Origin of the sequence: Klebsiella sp. 1SOBk10mer, assembly GCF_046602535.1 — a bacterium.
GTDB classification, from domain to species: Bacteria; Pseudomonadota; Gammaproteobacteria; order Enterobacterales; family Enterobacteriaceae; genus Klebsiella; species Klebsiella quasipneumoniae.
Genome location: NZ_JBKIUP010000067.1, coordinates 1 through 446, shown reverse-complemented (window position 1 = coordinate 446; position 446 = coordinate 1). Strand labels below are relative to the sequence as shown.

Annotated in this window: 1 protein-coding gene and 1 pseudogene; one reads left to right on the top strand and one right to left on the bottom strand. The window is 40.8% G+C overall.

Features of this window, described 5'->3' with window-relative positions; all coding sequences use genetic code 11:
* Positions 1 to 79: hypothetical protein (locus ACLH1I_RS26645; protein WP_223602338.1), on the bottom strand; the 79-nt coding region annotated here is incomplete at its 3' end.
* 133 nt (positions 80 to 212) lie between these two features.
* Here ACLH1I_RS26645 and ACLH1I_RS26640 point away from each other — a divergent pair.
* Positions 213 to 446: pseudogene (locus ACLH1I_RS26640) on the top strand (integrase core domain-containing protein); the annotation flags it as partial.

The following is a 446-nucleotide window of genomic DNA, read 5'->3' as shown; positions in this document are numbered from 1 at the left end:
GCCAGTTGGTGATTTTGAACTTTTGCTTTGCCACGGAACGGTCTGCGTTGTCGGGAAGATGCGTGATCTGATCCTTCAACTCAGCAAAAGTTCGATTTATTCAACAAAGCCACTCTGCGCTGAAATTTCTTTTTTTCATTATGGCACCTGTGTTGTTCTGAGGTGAGCATATCACCTCTGTTCAGGTGGTCAAATTCAGTAAACCACTTCAGTACACACCGAAAATGAATGCGACCTGTGAGCGATTTAACCGGACACTTAGAGAACAATTTATTGAATTCAATGAATTGTTGCTTTTTGAGGACCTGAATTTGTTTAATCAAAGAATGGCTGAATATCTGGTGCTGTATAACAGCAAAAGGCCACATAAATCACTCGAACTGATGACGCCAGTGGACTATATTTTACGTGAGAGTAAAAATTGCAATATGTGGTGGACCCATACA